Origin of the sequence: Streptomyces shenzhenensis (genome assembly GCF_021462265.1) — a bacterium.
Lineage (GTDB): Bacteria > Actinomycetota > Actinomycetes > Streptomycetales > Streptomycetaceae > Streptomyces > Streptomyces shenzhenensis.
This window is the reverse complement of sequence record NZ_JAJONF010000052.1, coordinates 1-17,389: the sequence shown is the minus strand read 5'-3', so window position 1 is coordinate 17,389 and position 17,389 is coordinate 1. Positions and strand designations below refer to the sequence as shown.

The following is a 17,389-nucleotide window of genomic DNA, read 5'->3' as shown; positions in this document are numbered from 1 at the left end:
CGACAGAAAGGTTCGCCCAGTGGGACAGCCCAGCCATGCCCTGAAGGACCACGACTGGTGGCGCTCGGCCGTCATCTACCAGGTGTACGTCCGCAGCTTCGCCGACAACGACGGCGACGGCACCGGCGACCTCGCGGGCGTCCGTGCCAGGCTGCCGTACCTCGCCGAACTCGGCGTTGACGCCCTGTGGTTCAGCCCCTGGTACCCGTCACCCATGAAGGACGGCGGCTACGACGTCGCCGACTACCGGGCCATCGACCCGGCCTTCGGCACCCTCGCCGAGGCCGAGAAGCTCATCGCGGAGGCGAGGGAGCTGGGCATCCGGACGATCGTCGACATCGTCCCCAACCACGTGTCCGACCAGCACCCCTGGTTCCAGGCCGCGTTGGCCGCCGGGCCGGGCAGCCCGGAGCGCGACCTGTTCCACTTCCGTCCGGGCCGCGGCCCGGACGGCGCCCTGCCGCCCAACGACTGGCCGTCGCAGTTCGTCGGCTCCACCGAACCGGTGTGGACCCGGCTGCCCGACGGCGAGTGGTACCTGCACCTCTTCACCCCCGAACAGCCCGACCTCAACTGGGCCCACCCGGCCGTCCACCAGGAACACGAGGACATCCTGCGCTTCTGGTTCGAGCGGGGCGTGGCCGGCGTCCGCATCGACTCGGCCGCCCTGCTCGCCAAGGACCCGGACCTGCCCGACCTGGCCACCCACCCGGACCCGCACCCGTTCGTCGACCGCGACGAACTCCACGACATCTACCGCTCCTGGCGGGCCGTGGCCGACACCTACGGCGGCGTCTTCGTCGGCGAGGTCTGGCTCCCCGACGCCGAACGCTTCGCCCGCTACCTGCGCCCCGACGAACTCCACACCGCCTTCAACTTCTCCTTCCTGTCCTGCCCCTGGGACGCGGCCAGGCTGCGCACCTCGATCGACACCACCCTCGCCGAGCACGCCCCGGTCGGCGCCCCCGCCACCTGGGTGCTCTGCAACCACGACGTGACCCGCACGGTCACCCGGTACGGCCGCGAGGACACCGGTTTCGACTTCGCGGCCAAGGCCTTCGGTGTCCCGACGGACCTCGCCCTCGGGACCCGCCGGGCCCGCGCGGCCGCCCTGCTGTCGCTGGCCCTGCCCGGCGCGGTCTACCTCTACCAGGGCGAGGAGCTGGGGCTCCCCGAGGCCGAGATCCCGGCCGGCCGCATCCAGGATCCGATGTACTTCCGGTCCGGCGGCACCGACCCCGGCCGGGACGGCTGCCGGGTGCCGCTGCCCTGGTCGGCCGGGGCGCCGTACGCCGGCTTCGGTTCGCGCGAGGAGCCCTGGCTGCCGCAGCCGGCCGGCTGGGAGTCGTACGCGGTCGACCGCCAGCGGGACGACGCCGACTCGATGCTCGCCCTCTACCGGCGCGCCCTCGCCCTGCGCCCGCGCTTCGGCGACTCCCCGCTGGCCTGGCTGCCCGCCCCCGAGGGCGTCCTCGCCTTCACCCGCGCGGGCCTGACCTGCGTGGTCAACCTCGCCGCCACCCCCGCCGAACTCCCCGGCCACGCCCGCCTCCTGCTCAGCAGCGGCCCCCTGGACGACGCGGGCCGGCTGCCGCGGGACACGGCGGCCTGGCTGACCGACTGAGCCGCGGGTCCCGCTCGCCCCATCCCGCCCCATCCCCCTTTTCCCCCACACCGAAGGGATCGGACATGCAGCGCACCACAGCCAGTACTGTCAGGAGCATGCCAGCACTGGCGGCCGCTGTCGCCCTCGCCGCCGGCATGCTCGTCGCCCTCGCGCCCGCCGCCCACGCGGCAGCGGGCGCCAGCCTCCCCTTCACCTCCGTAGAGGCGGAGTCGGCGGCCACCACCGGCACCAGGATCGGCCCCGACTACACCCAGGGCACCCTCGCCTCCGAGGCCTCCGGCCGCCAGGCCGTGCGCCTGACCTCCGGACAACGGGTCGAGTTCACCGCACCCCGGGCGGCCAACGCCGTGAACCTCGCCTACAGCGTCCCCGACGGCCAGACCGGCACGCTGAACGTGTACGTCAACGGGGTCAGACTGGCGAAGACCCTGGCCGTCACCTCCAAGTACTCCTACGTCGACACCGGCTGGATCGCGGGCGCCAAGCAGCACCACTTCTTCGACAACGCCCGGCTGTTGCTCGGCCAGAACGTCCAGGCGGGCGACAAGGTCGCCTTCGAGTCCACCGGCACCCAGGTCACCGTCGACGTGGCCGACTTCGAGCAGGTCGCCGCGGCCGCCTCGCAGCCCGCCGGATCGGTCTCCGTCGTCTCCAAGGGCGCCGACCCCAGCGGCAACGGCGACTCCACCCAGGCCTTCCGGGACGCCATCTCCGCGGCCCAGGGCGGAACGGTGTGGATCCCGCCGGGCGACTACAGGCTGACGTCCTCCCTGAGCGGCGTGCAGAACGTGACCCTGCTGGGCGCCGGCAGCTGGTACTCGGTCGTGCACACCTCCCGGTTCATCGACCAGTCCAGCTCCTCAGGAAACGTCCACATCAACGACTTCGCGGTCATCGGCGAGGTCACCGAACGCGTCGACTCCAATCCGGACAACTTCGTCAACGGCTCGCTCGGGCCGAACAGTTCGGTGTCCGGCATGTGGATCCAGCATCTCAAGTGCGGGTTCTGGCTGATGGGCGACAACGACAACCTCGTCGTCGAGAACAACCGCATCCTCGACACCACCGCTGACGGCCTCAACCTCAACGGCACCGCCCACGGCGTCCAGGTCCGCAACAACTTCCTGCGGAACCAGGGCGACGACTCCCTCGCCATGTGGTCGCTGTACTCGCCCGACACCGACTCCAGCTTCACCGGCAACACCATCTCCCAGCCGAACCTGGCCAACGGCATCGCCATCTACGGCGGCACCGACATCACCGTGCGGAACAACCTGATCTCCGACACCAACGCCCTCGGCAGCGGTATCGCCATCTCCAACCAGAAGTTCGCCGACCCGTTCTCCCCGCTGTCCGGCACGATCACCGTCGACGGCAACACGCTGGTGCGCACCGGTGCGATGAACCCCAACTGGAACCACCCGATGGGCGCACTGCGCGTCGACTCCTACGACAGCGCCATCAACGCCACCGTGAACATCACCAACACCACGATCACCGACAGCCCTTACAGCGCCTTCGAGTTCGTCTCCGGCGGCGGGCAGGGGTACCCGGTCCGGAACGTCAACGTGACCGGCGCGACCGTGCGGAACACCGGCACGGTGGTGGTCCAGGCCGAGGCGCAGGGCGCCGCCGCCTTCCGCGACGTCACCGCCACCGGCGTCGGCGCGGCAGGCGTCTACAACTGCCCCTACCCGGCCAACTCCGGCTCCTTCGCGCTCACCGACGCCGGCGGCAACTCCGGGTGGGCCGGCACCTGGTCGGACTGCTCCAGCTGGCCGACGCCGGGGCAGGGCAACCCCGACCCGGACCCGAACCGCAACCTCGCGGCGGGCCGCCCGGCGACCGCCACCGGCTCGCAGGACGTCTACACGCCCGGCAAGGCCGTCGACGGCGACGCGAACAGCTACTGGGAGTCCACCAACAACGCCTTCCCGCAGTCCCTGACCATCGACCTCGGCTCCGCCTACGCGGCCCGCCGGCTGGTGCTGAAACTGCCCCCGTCCCCGGCCTGGGCGGCCCGCACCCAGACCGTCACCGTGCTGGGCAGCACCGACGGGTCGAACTACTCGACCGTGGTGGGCTCCACGGGGTACCGCTTCGACCCGGCCAGCGGCAACACCGTCACCGTGCCCCTGCCCAGCTCCACCAGCCTGCGCTATCTGCGGCTGACCGTCACCGCCAACGACGGCTGGCCGGCGGGCCAGTTCAGCGAGGTGGAGGCGTATCTGACGTCGTGACGGTGTCCGCCTTGCGGGGCAGCCCGCGCTCGGCCGCCTGGATCTGCTCGTACACATGGGCAGCGGCGGCCGTCGCGGTGAGGGCGCGCTTCCCGGCGCGCGCGACGGCGGTGGACCGCGCGATGGCGGCCCGCCGGACGGAAACCGCACGCGCCGAGGCGTACGTGCTGCTCGACGGCGACCGGGAGGACGGGTGACGACACTGGCCGCCCCGGTCCGGGACCAAAGCGGCCGAGCGGTGGCCGGGGTGAGTCTCGCGATGCACTCCGGCCGGAGGCCCACCGTGGCGGCCCGCCGCGATCTGCTGCCGCACCTGCCGGCGGCGGCGCGGATCGAGGCGGACCCGCGGATCACAGATCCAGCACCAGACGCGCCCCTCGGCAGCGCGACACACAGATGAGCATGGTCTCCCCGGCCGCCCGCTCCGCCTCGGTGAGCACCGAGTCCCGGTGGTCGGGGTCGCCCTCGAGGACATCCGTCTCGCACGTCCCACAGGTGCCCTCGGTGCAGGAGTAGAGCACCTCGACGCCCGCGGCCCGGACGGCGTCGAGCACGGAGACGCCGGGCACGACGGTGAGCGTACGACCGCTCCGCGCGAGCACGACCTCGAACTCCCGCTCCGCACCGCCCTGCCGGGCCTTCGGCTGGAACCGCTCGACCCGCAGCACCCCGGCCGGGCAGCGCTCCTCCACCGCGTCCAGCAACGCCCCCGGACCACAGCAGTACACGAGCGTGCCGTCCGGGACGTCGTCGAGCACGGCGGCCAGGTCCAGCAGGCCGGTCTCGTCCTGCGGGGCGACGCTGACCCGTCCGTCCCCGTACCGCGCCAGCTCGTCCGTGAACGCCATGGACCGCCGGGTCCGGCCGCCGTACAGCAGCGTCCACTCGGCGCCCGCGGCCTCGGCGGCGGCGAGCATCGGCAGGATCGGGGTGATGCCGATGCCGCCCGCGACGAACCGGTAGCGCGGTGCGGATTCGAGCCGGAAGTGGTTGCGCGGCCCGCGCACCCGCACCTTGTCACCGACGCCCAACCGCTCGTGGACGTACGCGGATCCGCCGCGCCCGTCCGGCTCCCTGAGCACCGCGATCCGCCAGCCGGAGCGGTCGCCGGGATCGCCGCAGAGCGAGAACTGCCGCTCCAGTTCAGGCCCGAGTACGACGTCGACGTGCGCGCCGGGATCCCAGCCGGGCAGTTCCTCGCCCAGTGGATGCCGCAGGGTCAGGGCGACGACTCCCTCGGCCGCCGACACGCGCTCCGTGACGACGAGTTCGGCTTCGTACAGGCTCATGGGGAGGCTCATGGGGTGCGCTCCGGGGGCTGGTGGCCTTCGGGGTGCCCGAGCATCCACTCCCACATCCCGACCGGGTCCTGGGCGGTGTGCTCGGCACCGCAGTGACAGGTGCCGTGCAGCACGTCGGTGCCCGGCAGCCAGTCGACGCGGTAGATCTCGCCGGTCCCACCGGGCCTGCCGGTGCCGCCGGTCTCGCGGGCCCTGCCGGCCGGCGTGGTCACAGGGCCTTCTCCACGGGCTTGTCGCCCTCCTCGACCAGCCGGGCGAGGATACGGCGGGCGGCGAGCCCGCCGGTGTCGATGTTGATGCTCAGCTCCTGGTAACCGGCCCGCTCCGAACCCAGCGTCCGCTGGAGGAGATTGAGGGCGTCCACGTCCTGCATCACCACCGTGTGGTTGTTGCCGCGCAGGAACTCGGTGACCTCGGCGTCGTCGGTCGCCCAGTCCCGGGAGACCATCCAGAAGTCGTACACCTTGCCGTCCGCGGACGGGGTGATCGCGTAGGTGATCTCGGTGTGGAACCCGTTCGGGTCGCTGCCGTCGGCCTCGGGCAGCACGCCGACCGGCGCGATGCGGCTGTGCAGCAGGTACAGGCACGGCGCGTGGTACTCGATGTCCTGCCAGCGCGTGATCCGGCCGTCGATCCCGGTCGAACGGGCGTAGAACGGCGGGCACTCGGCGTCGTCCATGCGCCGGCTGACCCGTACGATCCCGGCGCCCTCGTCGACCTCGGTGGTGATGGGCGTCTCGGCGACCTCGGGGGTGCCTATGTAGCCGCCGTGCAGGTAGGTCTCGTGGGAGAGGTCGAGGAGGTTGTCGACGAGGAGGCCGTAGTCGGCGTCGATGGGTTCCATGCCGCGCACGGTCACCCAGCCGGGGGAGTCGAGGTGGCGGGCGCGCGGGATGGTGTCCGGGTCGGCGAGGGCCGGGTCGCCGACCCACACCCACACCAGCGAGTCCTGCTCGGCCACCGGGTAGGAGGCGACCCGGGCGGTGCGCGGGACGCGTTTCTGCCCCGGCACGTACACGCAGGCGCCGGTCCGGTCGTAGGTGAACCCGTGGTACCCGCACACGATCCGGTCGCCGTCCAGACCGCTCTCCGACAGCGGGTAACGGCGGTGCACACAGCGGTCGCTGAGGGCCACGGGCGAGCCGTCCTCCTCCGCCCGGTAGAACACGAGCGGTTCCCCGAGGACCGTCCGCCCGAGCAACTCGCGCCCGACCTCGTGACTGTAGGCGGCGACGTACCACTGGTTCCTGGCAAAAGCGGTGATGTGAGGCATGGCGTTCGGCTCCCGTCGTTGGGTCGTGGCGACATCGTCTGGACGGGCTCCGGGGGACGCAATACCGCTTCCGCCTCACGGAAGGTTTGACATAGAAGGCCTGTTCAGAGGGCTGATCTGAATATGCCTTGGTGCTCGACCTCGATGGAGGGTGCCGCCATTTCTTCCGTTCTTCGCCTGCTGCTCGTGTCGCCGCAGCGTCGATGACTTGCGACGAATGACCGATCTAGCTTCATTGTGGCAATTACCCGGCCGCATACGGCTGGGTCATGCAGCCGGGTTGCGTGAGCGGCTGCCGCAGTCGAAGGGTGGTCACCGGCAGGCTCCTGGTCTGCATCTGGTAAACCGTCCCAACGGCTACTGGTCGGCACGAGACGGTCGGCACAGGCGGGTCCAGTTGTCGTTCCGGGGCTGAGCGGCGCGGCCATGGGAGGCTCGGGCGGCCGGTGCGCTCCGTGCTAGCGTGGAGCGTTTGCAGCGTCGCTGTGTCGGTGCCCGGTGCGGGTCCCTGGCCGGCGGCCGCGTCCCTGCCGCGCCTTCCTCGGTACGGTCCCTTTGGAGGAAGGCTTTCTATGAGCGAATCAGCACGGGTCGATGCCCAGCAGCAGGACGAGGTGTCGGGCGCCACCGAGGCTCTGCCCCCGGCGGCGTCCTTTGCGGAGCTGGGGCTGCCGGCCGAGATCCTGCGGGTGCTAGCCGAGCACGGTGTGAGGGTGCCCTTCCCCATCCAGGCGGCGGCCCTGCCCAACGCGCTCGCGGGGCGGGACGTCCTGGGCCGGGGCCGCACCGGATCCGGCAAGACACTCGCCTTCGGCCTGGGAATGCTCGCCCGGACGGCCGGGCGGCGCGCACAGCCCAAGGAGCCGCTGGCGCTCGTTCTGGTACCCACCAGGGAGCTGGCGCAGCAGGTCGGTGAGGTACTCACCGCGTACGCCGAAGCGCTGGGGCTGCGGCTCGCGACCGTGGTGGGCGGAGTGTCCTTCGGACGGCAGGCCGCCGCGCTGCGGGACGGCGCCGAGATCGTCGTCGCCACGCCCGGCCGACTGCACGACCTCATCGACCGCAAGGGATGCCGGCTGGGACAGGTGCGCATCACGGTCCTCGACGAGGCCGACCAGATGTGTGACATGGGGTTCCTGCCGCAGGTCACCGAGATACTGGACCAGGTGCGACCCGACGGGCAGCGCATGCTGTTCTCCGCCACCCTCGACCGCGACGAGCTGGTCCAGGACTACCTGCGCGACCCCGCCGTCCACTCCGTGGACCCCTCGTCCAGCGCGGTCTCCACGATCGAGCACCACGTCTTCGTCGTGCACGGTCCCGACCGGTACGCCGTGACCACGGAGATCGCCGCCCGGGACGGCCGCGTCCTGCTGTTCCTGGACACCAAGCACGGCGTCGACCAGCTCACGCGGCATCTGCGGGCCAGCGGTGTGGCGGCCGCCGCCCTGCACAGCGGGAAGTCCCAGCCGCAGCGCACCCGGACCCTGGCCCAGTTCAAGAACGGGCAGGTCAGTGCCCTGGTGGCGACGAACGTCGCCGCACGCGGCCTGCACGTCGACGACCTCGACCTCGTGGTCAATGTCGACCCGGCCGCCGACCCCAAGGACTATCTGCACCGCGCGGGCCGCACCGCCCGGGCCGGCCGCTCCGGCACCGTCGTGACACTCGTCCTCGCGGGACAGCGCCGCGAGACGAGTCAGGTCATGGCCGACGCCCATGTCACCCCCGAGGTCACCAAAGTCCGGTCTGGAGAGGCGGAGCTGAGCCGCATCACCGGCGCCAAGGCCCCCTCCGGAAAGCCTCTCGACCGCGGGGCGGCCGCACCGCGCCCCAAGAACCACAACGCCCCGTTCCGTGGCCTGGGCAGCACCAAGGACGCGAGGGGCGGCTCCGGTGGCAGGCCGTCCCGTAAGAGCAGCGAGGCCCGCAAGCTCGCGGAGGCCCGCGAGGCCGCCCGGGTGCGGCGCGGCGGCTGAGCCCGGATTCCCGGACTGCGCTTAACCTGGCGCTTTCCTGCCGGCTGCCGTGGACCTGCCCGGTCAGGGGCCGCACCTTGCCGCCACCGTCGAAGAACGCGGTGACGTCCGGGCACAGCAATGAGGCAAGCCGTTCGGCGTCCTCGGTGAGGCAGGCCTCGCGGACGGCGCGAGCCAGGGCTTCCTGCTGCTGTGGCGTCGTGGGCCGGGAGCGTTGCACCGTCAGCCAGCGCCGGGCACGATCGGCGAGTTCCGCGGCCTCGGGCTCCGTACGGCCCACGATGCCGGCGACCGTTCCCTCGGCCATGCCGCAGACGCGGAGCACGAACGTCGCCCGCTCTGCCGAGGACAACGACTCGAGCACGTTCGGCACGACCCGGCCGGCCCCCTCCTCCGTAGCCGCGGGCCGCCGGCGGGCGTCGTCCTCGTGGCCCGTCGCACCCGGCCCGGCCGGCGCGAGCCGGTCCAGACACAGTCGGTCCGGCATGCCGGAAGGTCGGCTGCCTTGATGAGGGCCGGAGTTCGGGAACTTGAGGTAGGCCGGGCGTCTTCCATGGTCGAACCGTTCGCAGTCCCAACAGCGCAACTCGTCATACACGGGCATGACAAGTCATGCGACCCATGGAACGGATTTCGGCATCGGCACCCACAACACGAGGCGGATAAGCCATAGTTTGGTCTCTGAGGTCCAGCGGACGGACCTGACATAGGGGTCGGGGGCGCCTTTATGGGGGAATCGGGTTCCAAAACAAAGGGTCGGCGCTGGGCGGTCGTGGTCGCCGCGCTGGTGCTCGCAACCTGCGGGATCACCTGGGGAGTCGTACACCTGACCAGGACGAACACGGTCACAGTCGGTGCCGCCAAGGCCGGCAACGAGGTCGACCCGGCGGTCGCGAAAAAGGAGTTGAAGGCGCGGGTGTCACCGCTGACACCTGTGGTCGTTCGGACACCTGGTGGGTACGAAGCCGCGTGCTATGACGAGCACGGACACATCACGTTCTGGCGGCGCACGGCCTCCGGCTGGCGGGAACTCGCCCAGTCCGTCTATCCGAAGGACGTGGCCGACGGTCCGGGCAGCTACGACGAGCACGGTGTGAGCGTCCAGGGCGCGACACCGTCGGGGTCGGCCGACGCGGTCTTCATCGTCAACGGCCCGTTCACCGGGGACGGTTCGGGCAATGCCGTGGCGTTCGGCAACGGCCCGGATGGCTGGGGGCTCCTACTGCCCCGCAAGACAGGGCAGTTGGTGTCGTCCGGTTCCGGGAGCAGTTCCATCAACCCGGGGATCTACCTCAGCGAACGCTTCACCCAGGGCATGCTGGAGACCGATGAGAACACCGGTGTGTTCTCCACCGCGTTCGGAGCCGGGTTCCCCCTGCGCCGCTACTGGTACGGGACCAAGGACCGGCTCGTCGAGAAGCGCGACAACATCGTCACGGCCACCACCGCGTCGGCACCGCAGGGCACCGTTCCCGCGCTTCCGTCCGCGGCGCCACCCGACGGTACGTACGGCGGTCTGCTGGTCGACGCCACGGTGGCCGACGGGCACGTACAGCCCGGCACCGATCCGCAGATCAAGCTGACGGTTCAGAGTTCCCCAGTATCGCCGGCTTGCGCGAAGACGGGCAGCTGCCGTCCGTCGGGAGAAGCCGGGACGACATCGGTCACCGCCCCCGCAGACGCCACCACGGTGTATCCCGTGACGGCGGACGGCCGTGACGCATCGATCACGGGCCCGCTCTGGCCGCTGACCGGCCTCGCGGACTCCCTGTGGGGCGAGGACAGCAGCACCGAGATCAGCTCGCCGTACACCGACCCGGGCTACTACAAGGACCGCGGCAACAGCCCGTGGCACATCCCGGCCGCACTGCACGCCACCGCGTTCACGGTGACCAGGAGCGAGGCCGTCGAACTCACCTTCCGTCACGGCGGGTTGGTCGACGTACGGCAGCTCGCCCCCCACGGGCTGAAGCGGCGGGCGTACGGCCGAAGGCGACCGGGCCTGCGACCCGGTCGGGGGAGGAACCACCATGCGGATCACAAGGCAGAGACGTGAACCCGAGCAGGAAAGCGCGGGCAAAGAGGTGCCCGACGCCGAGCCACTACCCGTCTCAGCGGCGCAGCTGTTCGACCTGTGTCGCGCGGCGCTCGCGCAGGGGGTCGAAGCGCCCGACGCACTCGACCGCGTGCGGGAACAGGTCCCGCCCGCCGACGCCGAGGCGGCATCCGCCGTGATCACCGCGGCCAGGGTACTGTCCCAACCGGGCGACGCCCGGGCCCGCTTGGCGCCCGCGCTGGACTACTGGCGCAGGTCACGTCTCCTCACGCCGACGGCGGCGCCGGATCAGCGCCTCCCCACGGACGACGCCGTGGAGCGAGCCCCTGCTGGGCTCACACCCACGACCGAACCGGCCCTCGCCACGTCGCCACCGGACACGGTCCTTCCCCTGTCCGCTCCGGCGCCGTCTCTCCGTACATTCGGCGCGACGGACACGCTCGACGCTTCCGAAGGCATGCCGTCCGATGCGTCATTGGCTCTGGCTGCTGTGCTGCGGGAACTCGCGGACGGAGAGCAGGATCCGGCTGAGCCGCTCGCCGCGATGACCCTCCTGGCGCTCGCGGGCGGCCGGCGCCCCGTGGTGGTGGCGGAGGTGGAACACGTGGTCGCCGCCGGGGAGGACGGCGGGACGCGCCTGATGTTCGCGGTGATGGACGGCGGCCCGCCGGGCCTGCATCCGGATCCCGAACGCATGGCGCTGTTGCGCCCCACAGAGGAGTTCGCCCGCGCCGTTCAGGCCGCGTGGGCGGCATGTGCGCTCGCCGCGCAGGGCCGCAGCGTGCTCTGGGCCGCCGAGAACATGGACGGCGAGCCGCTGCACACAGCCGGCGGCGACCTGGGCCAGGCGTTCGCCGCAGCCCTGGCGGATGCCGAGGTGAGCTTCCGCCGCGCCAGCACCGTGTCCCGGCGGCCCATCACAGTCCTGCCGTGGCTGCGCCGGCGTGTCTCGTCCTCCCGGACCCTGGTCACGGGGCTGGTCGCAGCGATGACCGCGACCGCGCTGGTCCTGCTCGTCCTCAACCTGACCGGCTGGCATGCCGGCGACGAACGCTCCGCCGTCGCCGCCCGGCTCTCCGCCCGCGCGTTCGGTGTCGCCGCGGAGAGCCCTCAACTCGCGGCGCAACTCGCCCTCGCCGCCCACCAGCTGGATCCCAGCGACCAGACTGCGGGACTGCTGAGGCAACTCAGTGAGGATGAACAGTACGTCGCCCGACGCTTCAACACCGGCACGGGCACGCTCGACGCCGTAGCCCAGGACGACGGCAGGCAGATGGCCTTCACCGCAGGGCCCAACGGGGGCGTTCGAGCGTGGAGTTCGTGGGACGGAACGTCTCTCGGGCGAGTGAGCGGCACATCCGACATCGTCGCACTGGCATGCGATCCGGCGGCACCGTTGCTCGCCGGTGCCGACAGCGACGGCGACGTCCTGCTGTGGCGCACGGGCGACCTCTCCCGTACAAGCACTCCCGTGCGGCTCCGCATGCAGTATCTCGGCGGCAGCGAGCGACGGACCGTCGGCCTCGGCTTCAGCCACGACGGCACCCAGGTCTACCGCATCGCAGGCGATGGCGAGCTACGGGTGTGGGACACCAGGACACACAAGGCCCTGACCAGAACCAACGACGCTCTGAAAGCCCCGGGCCACCAGATGGTCAACCCCGTAGCCGTCAGCGATCCCTACACCACGGGGAGCACGTACGCCTCGGAGAGCCTCCTGATCGCCACCGACGACTACGGCATCGTCTCCTACGATTTCAAGACGCGCCGCACGGCCAACGTGCTCAGTGCGGGGCAGGCCCGCGGCCCGATCAGCTCGCTGACCGCCGACAACTCGACCGGCACGCTGACCGCGGCGGTGGGCTCACCAGCCGGCTTGTCCCTGTGGACCTTGGGCACGACCCACCACGAGACCTATCCCTACGCAGGCATCACCACCGCGGTCGATGCCCTCACCAGCCGGTCCGACGGCACGCTCGCGGTGGGCACGGACCGCGGGGTCAACCTCGTCAGCGCCGACGGCGGCGTGACCACCTCACGCCCTCAAGGCGGATACGCCGGGCAGTTCGCCAGCTCCACCACCCCGGACGGGCACTATCTGGTGGTGGGCGGCGCGGGCGACACCGTAACCATCCTCGACGTCGACGGTGCGGGCCTGGCCCCCGCCACAGGCGCGGCATCCACCGTCCTCGCCTACGACAGCCGAGGCGACCTGCTGCTCAACAGCCTCGACGGCCACGACTGGACCACCGGCCTGTACACCGTCCGCCCCGACCGTGCCGCCCCTGGCCGCAACGAGTCCACCACCAAGACCCGCCGCACCTTCCTGCCGGGAGCCGACTGGTGGCGGAAGGGATCGGAGTTCTACGCCAACGCGGGCGCCCTGACCACATCCTTCGCCGCCGTCGCCGGGCAGGACCCCGACTACCGCGCCACGGTGCTCGTCTGGGACGCCAGGACGGGCAAGGCGCTACGGCACATCGTCTTCCCCGGCGATGCGAACACGATGGTGACGGACGCGGACCTGCCGCCGAACATCGCAGTGTCCGTACTGTTCGACGACCGGCTGCACCTCATGGTCGCCCGGGACAGCTCCGGCCAGATCGCCGCCTGGTCGACCCGTACCTGGCGCCTCGCCCTGCGCGTCAGCACGGGCACGGTCGGAGCCGGCGGACTCGCGCTGAGTCCCGACGGCACATCGGCCCTGCTCACCGTGGGCTCCTCGGGGACGTACGACGTGGCCGTCAAAAACCGGCTGGTCAGAGTCGACCTGCGCACCCGTCACGTGGACAGCGTTGCTCTGGACCGGTGGGCTTATGGAGTGGCGTACGCACCGGACGGTTCGCGTGTCGCGGTACTCACGACCGACGACACCGTCAGCTTCGCGAACCACTCCGGCCGGCGCCTGCCGGACGCCCCGGTCATCCGTCTGCCCGGCGCCGCAACCAGCCTCGCCTACAGCCCTGACGGGCGCTATCTGGCCGTGGGAGACGGCGTCGGCAAGGTGCTGGTGTACCGCACGGCAGACGGTCAACTAGCGTATCCAGCCTTCGAATTGCCGAGCGGACAGTCGGCGGTCGACGTGGCCTGGGATCCCTCGGGGACACTGCTGACCGCGACCGGTGGCATGCTCGGCGACCATCCGCACGCCGAGAACACGTACTTCTGGTCGATCACCCCCGAACGCTGGGTCACACGGGTGTGCGCCCTGGCCGGCAGCGGGCTGACCCGTACGGCCTGGGCCCAGTACGTCGGCTCGTCCACCCCGTACCACACACTCTGCGACCGAGACGGCTGACCGGCCCGCACGAACGAACGAGGGAGAATGCGGATGCGACGAGGCACGTCCAACTGGGGCGCGTACCAGCCGGGACGACACAACACGTCCGCCGGCAGCCGCGCCCGGCGCCGGCAGGCGGCTGCCGCGGCGCGACGCGGCGGCGGGACCGCGCCGAGTACCCCCAGCGGCTTCTGGCCGAAGGCCAAGCGCCAACTCACCAAGCCCGCCGTGTTCCTGGCAGCGGCGGTCACCGCGGGCATCGGCACCGTGCTGACCGGCTCGGCGGAGAGTGCCACAGGCTGGGTAGGTCATCACGTCATGGCGCTGTTCACCAGTGCCCCCCCGCCGCCGAAGCCGGCGATCGCCTCGGTCGCGGCCATCCGCATCGGCGGTGGCGGCACGGTCGTCTTCGCACAGCCGGTGCATCCGACCGAACGGCAGATCGAGGCCGACACCAACAGCCTGACCGGCCCGGGCGTCCTCCCGGACGAATCGGCCGTGCAGGTCATGGTGCGCAATCCCGGCCACGCGACGGCCTACGTCACGAACGTGCGGGTCATCAAGACCTGCACGGCGCCGTTGTCCGGCACTGTCCTCTTCGATCCGCCGCAGGGCAACGGCGGCGAGAGCGACGTGGGAATCGGCTTCGACCTCGACTCTCCGCACCCGGTGCCACGAGCCTTCTCGGGGGACACCATGAAACTGGGCGGTGGCTACTTCCTCGACCACACGGTGGCGATTCTGCCCGGCGAACCACAGACCTTCCTTCTGTACACCCACACCAGCCGGTACTACTGCCGCTTCCACTTCGACATGACCGTCCATGTCGACGACCGGACATACCACCTCACCATCAACCGCAAGGGCCACCCATTCGAGATCACGGCAGGATTGATCGACGACACGACGAACAAGCCGACCCTGGGTGCCTATCAAGTTGCCTACGTGCCCGGATACCAAGCACGTACGAGCAGGGGGCTGGCGGTGACCGCCGCGACCCCGAACTTCGTGGAGGTCGACCCCAGAACATGGAAGCAGGGACCACCGACGACTCGATAAGAAGCCGTTGTCCTATCGATCACGAGGACGGTGACTCTGGCAAACCAGTGAAGATCAGGACGTGGAACCAACAGGGCGTACAGCGTCCGACCGTGCCCGTCGCGAGTCCTTGGAGGATCCTGGCGCACAGCAGAGCGGGAACGCCGTCAGCGCCCGCGAAGACCACGACTGCCGCCTGGGCGACGATGGAACCGAATATCACGGGCCGGCGGCCGGCATGGTCCGACAGCGAGCCGACGACGAGAAGGGCCAGCAGGATCGCCACCGCGTACACGCCGAAGATCACTGTGGTGGTGATCGGTGAGAAGTGCCACTCCTGCTGGTACATGGTGTAGAGCGGAGTGGCGCGCTGGCCCCCGCGAGGAAGAACACCATCACCGAGGCCTGCGGTGGAGCGCCACGACCGCGGCGATGATGGCGTCGTCTGCGTGGTGGTGGATCACCGGTCTCTTGCCGGTCGTCTCCACGTTGAACGACCTCGGTCGGCCGTCGTCGCTGGAGCGGAGCGTCCGGCAGGGAGCCGGCTGCCGGGGCCATGGGCCAACCGTCCGGCCCTCGTCCGTGGTCATCGGGACTCCTGGAACGGACGGTTGCCCTGGGACGCAGGGTGTGCGTTCTCAGTCCGGGAGCGTGCGGGCTGCGATGGCCGAGGCACTGATGGCTGCGGGGAAGCCCGCGTAGAACGCGAGCAGGGCCAAAGTGGCCAGCGCGCCTGGCTCCGCCCGCGGCGGACCGCAAAGGGCCCCGGCACCAGGACACCGCGTCCCGGTCCATCTCCGCCCGCACGGCTACCTGCAGTCGAGGGTGGGGTATCTCTGTCTGCTCGGTTCAACCGGTGTCGGCGCGCGTTTGTTCCACGCAGGCGGGCGGCAGCGGGAACCAGCGCATGCGCTCGAAGTCGGCCGGCAGTCCGGTGGGGCCGTCGTCGAGCCGGTCGGGCGCGGCGGCCAGCACCGCGCGGGCGGCGTCGAGTTGACCGGCCAGCGCCTCCTCGCCCAGCCGGCGGTGGCGGACGGCCGGAGCGGAGATTCGTCCGTCCGTGCCGAAGCGCACCTCGGTCAGTCGCAGCGGAGCGTCGGCGGGGCTGTTGTGGTGGTGCCACTGCCCGGTGTGCGCATCGAAGCGGTAGTCGGGGAGGAGCCGGTGGCCGTGGCGGGCGATCAGGCCGACGGCGTCGATGAGGTAGTCGCGGACGGTGTCGCTGATGAAGTAGTTGAAGTTGAGGCGGATCCAGCCGGGTTTGATGCCGTCGCAACCCTGGACGACCTCGTCGAGCAGGGCGTGGGAGGTGGAGGCGTCGATCGCGAGCAGGCGGTGGCCGTAGGGGCCCGCGCAGGAGCAGCCGCCGCGGGCCTGGATGCCGAAGAGGTCGTTGAGCAGGGCGACGGCGAAGTTGTGGTGCAGGTAGGTGTGTTCGTCGTGGCGGATGCGGAAGGAGACGATGGAGAGCCGCCGGGCGTGGTGGTTGCCGAGGATCTCGATGCGGGGGTTGCGGTCCCAGTGCGCCAGCGCGCGCCGCCAGTGGCGCTCCTCGGCAGCCTGGATGGTCTCGGTGCCGACGGCCGCCTTGAGGGCGAAGACCAGCCCCGCCCGGATGGACTCGACGATCGCCGGGGTGCCGCCCTCCTCGCGGGCCACCGGGTCCTCGAGATAGCGGTGGCCGCGTGGATCTACGAAGGCGACCGTGCCGCCGCCGGGCGCGGTGGGCACCGGGTTGCGCACCAGTTCGCGCCGCGCGACGAGCACGCCCGGGGTCTGCGGGCCGCCGACGAACTTGTGCGGGGACAGGAACAGCGCGTCCTTGTGGTCCCCGGCGCCCGGAGCGCTCTCGGCCATCCGCATCGGGACGTACGGTGCCGCCGCCGCGTAGTCCCAGAAGGACAGGGCGCCGTGCGCGTGCAGCAGCCGGGCGACGCGGTCGGTGTCGGTGAGAATGCCGGTGACGTTGGAGGCGGCGGCGAAGCTGCCGATCAGCAGCGGGCGGCCGGCGTAACGCCGTAGCCCCGTCTCCAGCCGGGCAAGGTCGATGTGGCCGTCCGGATCCTCGTCGATCACGACGACGTCGGCGATCGACTCCCGCCACGGCAGCTCGTTGGAGTGGTGTTCGTAGGGGCCCAGGAACACCACTGGCCGCTCGTCCGGCGGCGGCCGGTCCGGGCGGCGCAGTTCCAGAATGCCGACCAGCTTGTTGACCGCGGCGGTGGCGCCGGAGCCGCAGAAGATCACCAGATCGTCCTCGGTGCCGCCGACCGCGTCGCGGATGATCCTGCGGGCGTCCTCGCGCAGCCTGGTGGTCTGCAGCCCGGTGCTGGAGCTTTCGGTGTGGGTGTTGCCGTACCACGGCAGCACCTGTTCGCGGACGAAGTCCTCGACGAGGTTCAGGGAGCGCCCGGAGGCGGTGTAGTCGGCGTAGACGATGCGCTTCGGGCCGTAGGGACCGTCCAGTACCTCGTCGTCGCCGATCAGGCCGCCGCGGATGCGCTCCAGCAGTGCGGACACGGTCGGTGCCGAGGCGGTGCTCACGGTGCCAGCTCGATGGCGGTCTCCGGTGGCTGGTGGAGGGTGTTGTGGACC

General features: G+C 70.9%; 12 protein-coding genes. 7 read left to right on the top strand and 5 right to left on the bottom strand.

What is annotated here, in order from left to right; genetic code table 11:
* Nucleotides 1–19 precede the first annotated feature (19 nt).
* The 3 genes from LQ326_RS40035 (at nucleotide 20) to LQ326_RS40025 (ending at nucleotide 4,064) form a co-directional block, all read left to right on the top strand.
* Entirely contained in the window at nucleotides 20–1,624 is a 1,605-nt protein-coding gene (locus tag LQ326_RS40035) for a glycoside hydrolase family 13 protein (RefSeq protein ID WP_234543996.1), read from the top strand.
* Nucleotides 1,625–1,722: 98 nt separating this feature from the next.
* Entirely contained in the window at nucleotides 1,723–3,867 is a 2,145-nt protein-coding gene (locus tag LQ326_RS40030; protein ID WP_234543995.1) for a discoidin domain-containing protein, read from the top strand.
* The gene (locus LQ326_RS40025; RefSeq protein ID WP_234543994.1) at nucleotides 3,864–4,064 is read left to right on the top strand and encodes a hypothetical protein; all 201 of its coding nucleotides are present in this window, start codon (nucleotides 3,864–3,866) and stop codon (nucleotides 4,062–4,064) included. The genes LQ326_RS40030 and LQ326_RS40025 overlap by 4 nt, the downstream gene beginning before the upstream one ends.
* A 153-nt stretch (nucleotides 4,065–4,217) precedes the next feature.
* Here LQ326_RS40025 and LQ326_RS40020 read toward each other — a convergent pair whose 3' ends face one another.
* The 3 genes from LQ326_RS40020 to LQ326_RS40010 are packed head-to-tail and all read right to left on the bottom strand — an operon-like array spanning nucleotide 4,218 to nucleotide 6,441.
* Complete coding sequence (locus LQ326_RS40020; RefSeq protein ID WP_234543993.1) at nucleotides 4,218–5,156, bottom strand: PDR/VanB family oxidoreductase; 939 nt, start codon at nucleotides 5,154–5,156, stop codon at nucleotides 4,218–4,220.
* An 8-nt stretch (nucleotides 5,157–5,164) separates the two neighbouring features.
* Nucleotides 5,165–5,380 carry a hypothetical protein gene (locus LQ326_RS40015; RefSeq protein WP_234543992.1) on the bottom strand — a complete coding sequence of 72 codons (216 nt, stop codon included), beginning with the start codon at nucleotides 5,378–5,380 and terminating at the stop codon, nucleotides 5,165–5,167.
* Nucleotides 5,377–6,441, bottom strand: coding sequence for an aromatic ring-hydroxylating oxygenase subunit alpha (locus tag LQ326_RS40010; protein ID WP_234543991.1), 1,065 nt, complete (start codon nucleotides 6,439–6,441; stop codon nucleotides 5,377–5,379). The genes LQ326_RS40015 and LQ326_RS40010 overlap by 4 nt, the downstream gene beginning before the upstream one ends.
* 572 nt (nucleotides 6,442–7,013) lie before the next feature.
* On the opposite strand from LQ326_RS40010, the gene LQ326_RS40005 reads away from it, so the two are divergent.
* The 4 genes from LQ326_RS40005 (at nucleotide 7,014) to LQ326_RS39990 (ending at nucleotide 14,815) form a co-directional block, all read left to right on the top strand.
* The gene (locus LQ326_RS40005) at nucleotides 7,014–8,420 is read left to right on the top strand and encodes a DEAD/DEAH box helicase (protein ID WP_234543990.1); all 1,407 of its coding nucleotides are present in this window, start codon (nucleotides 7,014–7,016) and stop codon (nucleotides 8,418–8,420) included.
* 772 nt (nucleotides 8,421–9,192) lie between these two features.
* On the top strand, nucleotides 9,193–10,476 hold the full coding sequence (locus tag LQ326_RS40000; protein ID WP_234543989.1) for a hypothetical protein: 1,284 nt from the start codon (nucleotides 9,193–9,195) through the stop codon (nucleotides 10,474–10,476).
* Between the two features lie 475 nt (nucleotides 10,477–10,951).
* Nucleotides 10,952–13,774: a WD40 repeat domain-containing protein gene (locus LQ326_RS39995; protein WP_234543988.1), complete on the top strand. Its 2,823-nt coding sequence runs from the start codon at nucleotides 10,952–10,954 to the stop codon at nucleotides 13,772–13,774.
* A gap of 33 nt (nucleotides 13,775–13,807) precedes the next feature.
* Complete coding sequence (locus LQ326_RS39990; protein WP_234543987.1) at nucleotides 13,808–14,815, top strand: hypothetical protein; 1,008 nt, start codon at nucleotides 13,808–13,810, stop codon at nucleotides 14,813–14,815.
* Between the two features lie 19 nt (nucleotides 14,816–14,834).
* On the opposite strand, the gene LQ326_RS39985 is transcribed toward LQ326_RS39990, so the two are convergent.
* On the bottom strand, nucleotides 14,835–15,143 hold the full coding sequence (locus tag LQ326_RS39985) for an MFS transporter (RefSeq protein WP_234543986.1): 309 nt from the start codon (nucleotides 15,141–15,143) through the stop codon (nucleotides 14,835–14,837).
* 500 nt (nucleotides 15,144–15,643) lie between these two features.
* On the bottom strand, nucleotides 15,644–17,338 hold the full coding sequence (locus LQ326_RS39980; protein ID WP_234543985.1) for an aminotransferase class V-fold PLP-dependent enzyme: 1,695 nt from the start codon (nucleotides 17,336–17,338) through the stop codon (nucleotides 15,644–15,646).
* Nucleotides 17,339–17,389: the final 51 nt, after the last annotated feature.

Bases quoted from the DNA above. Each gene is read 5' to 3' on its own strand.
- LQ326_RS40030 (WP_234543995.1), top strand. From the start codon at position 1,723: ATGCCAGCACTGGCGGCCGCTGTCGCCCTCGCCGCCGGCATGCTCGTC.
- LQ326_RS40020 (WP_234543993.1), bottom strand. From the start codon at position 5,156: ATGAGCCTGTACGAAGCCGAACTCGTCGTCACGGAGCGCGTGTCGGCG.
- LQ326_RS40010 (WP_234543991.1), bottom strand. From the start codon at position 6,441: ATGCCTCACATCACCGCTTTTGCCAGGAACCAGTGGTACGTCGCCGCC.
- LQ326_RS40005 (WP_234543990.1), top strand. From the start codon at position 7,014: ATGAGCGAATCAGCACGGGTCGATGCCCAGCAGCAGGACGAGGTGTCG.
- LQ326_RS39990 (WP_234543987.1), top strand. From the start codon at position 13,808: ATGCGACGAGGCACGTCCAACTGGGGCGCGTACCAGCCGGGACGACAC.
- LQ326_RS39985 (WP_234543986.1), bottom strand. From the start codon at position 15,143: ATGTACCAGCAGGAGTGGCACTTCTCACCGATCACCACCACAGTGATC.